Genomic DNA, 4324 nt, shown 5'->3' on the forward strand with positions numbered 1-4324 from the left:
ACGGAAGAGGCCCTTGAGATGGGGCTTTCTCTGGGCGACGAGATCACGGTGAACATCCTAGGCCGTGACATCATGGTCGAAGTCACAAGCCTGCGCGAGGTCGATTTTTCGACCGCCGGTATCGGGTTCATCATGTCGATGAACCCCTCGGCCCTGCAGGGGGCGCCTCACAGCCACATCGCGACCGTCTATGCCGAAACCGAAGCCGAAGGAGCCATCCTGCGCGACGTCTCGAACACCTATCCCAACATCACCGCAATCCGCGTGAAGGACGCCATCGAGCGGGTTAGCGAAGTTCTGGCGGGCATTGCTGCGGCCATCACCTATGGGGCATTGGCCACGCTTGTGACGGGCGGCATCGTATTGATCGGGGCGGCGGCCGCGGGCGTGCGTGCGCGCACTTACGAGGCGGCAATATTGAAGACAGTTGGGGCGTCGCGACGCACGATCCTTACAAGTTTCGCGCTGCGATCCGCGCTTTTGGGGGTCGCCGCCGGAAGCGTCGCCATCGTGGCGGGCGGACTTGCGGGATGGGCTGTGATGACCTTCGTCATGGATACTGATTTTATCTTTGAGCCGGTATCGGCCCTGTTGATCGTCATCGGAGGCGTGATCGCAACCCTGGTTGCGGGCCTTGCCTTTGCATGGGGGCCACTGGCTGCCCGCCCCGCGCAGGTTTTGCGAGCGCGCGAATAATACGGTGTATTGGACGGCGTTCTTTGGCGTATTTCGCAAAAGATGAACGCGCAGGTCTGGACAAATCCGGCACGCGCGCCATGCTTCCACACAGATAAATCTTGGGGAGAGTACAATGAAACTGACGATGACAAGCACCGTCGCGTTCATGCTATCTACTGGCGTTGCAATGGCCGGTGGCCACTGTGCGGCAGGGAAGACATTAAACGATGACGTGCTGACTGTTGCGACTGGAAATCCTGCTTATTATCCGTGGGTTATGGATGATTCGCCGGAAGCGAAAGCCGGGTTTGAGGCGGCCGTTGCATATGCCGTTGCGAACCGGATGGGCTTTGAGGACGGGCAGGTTGTCTGGGTCCGGTCGTCGTTCGATCAGGCGATCCAGCCCGGCGCGAAAAACTTCGATTTCAACCTTCAGCAATTCTCGATCACCGAAGAGCGTGAAGAGATCGTTGATTTCTCGTTGCCCTATTATTCGGCCGCGATGGCTGTCGTCACGCGCCAACCGGTTGTGGAAAGGGGCGCCGAGGCCTCGCTTGCTTCGCTGAAAGGCCTTTTGTGGGGTGCACATGCGTCGACCACGGCGGTGCCAATGCTGGCAGCGATTGTTCAGCCGGACGCGGATCCGCTGCTTTATGGTGACAACGCCGACGTCGTCGAAGCGATGAAGGCAAATCAGATTGACGCGGCATTGATGGACCTGCCGACAGCCCTGTTTACGGCTGGTGTCTTGTTGGATGACGGCGTGGTTCTGGGCCAGTTCCCACCCGATCGGAGCGACAACCCCGACCAGTTTGGTCTGTTGATGGAAGAGGGTAACCCATTGAAAGAATGCGTCGATGCGGCCTTGGCTGAGTTGACCGAGGATGGCACGTTGGCTGCGATCGAAGCTGAGTGGCTGGCCGAAGCCACAGGTGTTCCGGTCATCGAATAAATGACCCAAGCCGATATTGACGGCCCGGACGCCACGACTCCGGGCCTGACCCGCCGACAAGTCTACGAGGCACGAATACGCCGTCGCTCCATGATTGTGGCGGCGACATCCACCGCAACGGTGATGCTTGCTTTGTTCCTTCTGATTCCGCTTGCCCCGGGGTGGGAGGGCGTGAAGAAAAGCTTCTTCAACGCGGACGTGTTTTCCAAGACATTTCCCGGCCTTATCGAGGCTTTCCTTCTGGATGTGGCGATCTTTGCGTGGTCCGCCCCGTTAATCTTTCTGCTTGGTTTGTTAATCGCATTGTGCCGCGACGCGCGCTCGCCTGCACTTTATCCGTTGCGGCTTTTTGGCATCCTTTACACTGATATTTTTCGCGGTGTTCCGGTCATTTTGGTGATCTATCTGATCGGGTTTGGCATTCCGGGTCTTGGACTGCCGCGCCCTTGGAATTCGCCCTACATCTGGGGCACCGTGGCATTGGTTCTGACCTATGCCGCCTACGTTGCTGAGGTGCTTCGATCCGGCATTGAGAGCATTCACCACAGTCAGCGCGCGGCGGCGGCGTCGCTTGGGCTTGGTCACGGCGACACCATGCGTTTTGTGATCTTGCCGCAAGCGATACGGCGTGTTGTGCCCGCGAACATGAACCTTTTCATTGCGTTACAGAAGGATGTCGCCTTGTTAAGCTTCATCGGCCCGGTTGAGATTTTTCGCCAAGCGGGCGTTTACAAATCGCTTCTGGCAAACTTCACGCCCTATGTAGGTGCTGCGCTAATCTTTCTTGCAGTCACTGTGCCGGCGACGCGGTACGCGGATTATCTGATGACCAAGCAGGCACGGGCGCGAAGCTGATGGCAAAGCTTGATTTGCAAGGTGTCACCAAGCGCTTTGGCGACAACGTTGTCTGCCGTGCGATTGATCTGACAATCGGGGACGGCGAAATGGTCTGTCTGATCGGCGCTTCAGGGTCGGGGAAGTCGACGTTGTTAAGATGTATGAACCTGCTTGAACCGATTGATGATGGGGTGATCCTTTTGGATGGCAGTGACATCGCCGAGCCGGGCCTTGACCCCCAGCCCATTCGCCAGCGCATAGGAATCGTTTTTCAGAGCTTTAATTTATTTCCGCACATGACGGCTGTCGAGAACGTCATGCTGGCCCCGCGCCGGGTGCACAATCGCAGCCGCGAGGCGCTTTTGCCTGAGGTCACCGAATTGTTCATGCGTTTTGGTTTGGCCGATCGGATGGCGCATTATCCTGACCAATTATCGGGTGGCCAGCAGCAGCGCGTTGCCATCGTACGCGCACTTGCGATGAAGCCCGAGATCATGCTGTTTGACGAGATTACCAGTGCTTTGGACCCCGAATTGGTCGGCGAAGTGTTGGATGTTTTGCGTGCGCTTCGTGAGGCTGGAATGACGATGGTTTTGGCCACGCACGAAATGGGGTTTGCCCGCGAATTGGCTGACAAAGTTTGCTTTCTTGACGACGGCGTGATCCTTGAAGAAGGCCCTCCGGAACAACTCTTTACGGCCCCCAAAAAAGAACGAACGCGGTCGTTTTTGTCGCGCGTGCTTTAAGGGCGAACAGTTTTCAGTGCGAAAGGCGGCGATGGGCTCTTGACGGCTTTGGCACAAGGTTCTACCTAGCCCTCGCTTTTGGCGGAGTAGCTCAGGTGGTTAGAGCAGCGGAATCATAATCCGCGTGTCGGGGGTTCAAGTCCCTCCTCCGCTACCAAAACCTCCCTTTTATGTCAGTGGTTAGGCCAAAACTACGTTTCATAAATGCTACTCATTATCGCCCTGGGTGACAATTTGGGGAACAGCTGACGGATTGTGCGGGTTTCCGGAGAATGATTCACAAAAGCTGGACGAGAATACTTTGATGGTGTGATGTACATTTTCGGTTTCAAAACTCAAATCCTAGAAAATCCTGTTCTTGCCTATGGGCAGTTTGAAACGGCTTCCAGCTGGACTTTTTAGACTCTTGGCGAACCGAAAACTAGAACCAGAAATGCTAGCATTTGCAGGACGACGGCGCGCTGTTGTTGCTGTCTCGCGCAAGCTGGCGGTCCTGCTGCATCGCATGTGGACTGAAAATACGGAATTCCGTTCGGAAGAGGTGGAGGGTATCAAATGATTTAAGCCGACCCAAAACCTTACCAAACGGGATCGTCCTTTCCGGACGAGGTCTGTTCCCTCTCGGGCATGTAAACATGCCCTGTCAGGTAATAGATGAAGCCGAATATGGCTGCTGCGCACCGAGAAGCGCAAGACGAAGCAAGGCTCTCCACAACCAATCCGACACATGGATACAGCGGTGCCGCAAAGGCACCAATCAGACTGCGAAGAGACGCGTGACCCGGATAAGTACGATGCCAAATCAATCAAAGGGCGTTGTCACATTAACTCAATAATCGGCAGATTTCGTCTTTTTGATGGGGCTTGAAGTCTGCTAAGTCTGTGAACCCGTATTCCCCAAGTAGCTCCCGATTTGACTGTTTATCGGCCCAGCCGCTCGACCTTCTCTCCGGCTCTCCCCATGCCACCCCAAATCGGATGCGCGGCCACCGCGCACCCTTTGGTCACAATTAGCCGACTGGCGGCTTATAAGCGCCGACGGCTTTTCCGGCCATCGCCATCGCCGCCATCGCGTCATCAACCGACATCAGTTTGGTCGTATGGGCCTTGG

The 4324-nt window shown here is 56.1% G+C and carries 4 protein-coding genes, 1 tRNA gene and 1 pseudogene; all 6 read left to right on the forward strand.

Annotated elements, in window-relative coordinates:
• A partial coding sequence (locus AC221Y_RS20845; RefSeq protein ID WP_486708282.1) for an ABC transporter permease occupies positions 1–696 on the forward strand: 696 nt, incomplete at its 5' end.
• A gap of 115 nt (positions 697–811) precedes the next feature.
• Positions 812–1630, forward strand: coding sequence for an ABC transporter substrate-binding protein (locus tag AC221Y_RS20850; RefSeq protein WP_486708283.1), 819 nt, complete (start codon positions 812–814; stop codon positions 1628–1630).
• On the forward strand, positions 1631–2485 hold the full coding sequence (locus tag AC221Y_RS20855) for an amino acid ABC transporter permease (protein ID WP_486708284.1): 855 nt from the start codon (positions 1631–1633) through the stop codon (positions 2483–2485).
• Entirely contained in the window at positions 2485–3213 is a 729-nt protein-coding gene (locus AC221Y_RS20860; RefSeq protein ID WP_299758173.1) for an amino acid ABC transporter ATP-binding protein, read from the forward strand. The genes AC221Y_RS20855 and AC221Y_RS20860 overlap by 1 nt, the downstream gene beginning before the upstream one ends.
• An 80-nt stretch (positions 3214–3293) precedes the next feature.
• Positions 3294–3370 (forward strand) — tRNA-Met (locus AC221Y_RS20865).
• Between the two features lie 291 nt (positions 3371–3661).
• Positions 3662–3772 (forward strand): annotated as a pseudogene (locus tag AC221Y_RS20870) (IS110 family RNA-guided transposase); the annotation flags it as partial.
• Positions 3773–4324: the final 552 nt, after the last annotated feature.

Source organism: Boseongicola sp., from assembly GCF_057460485.1.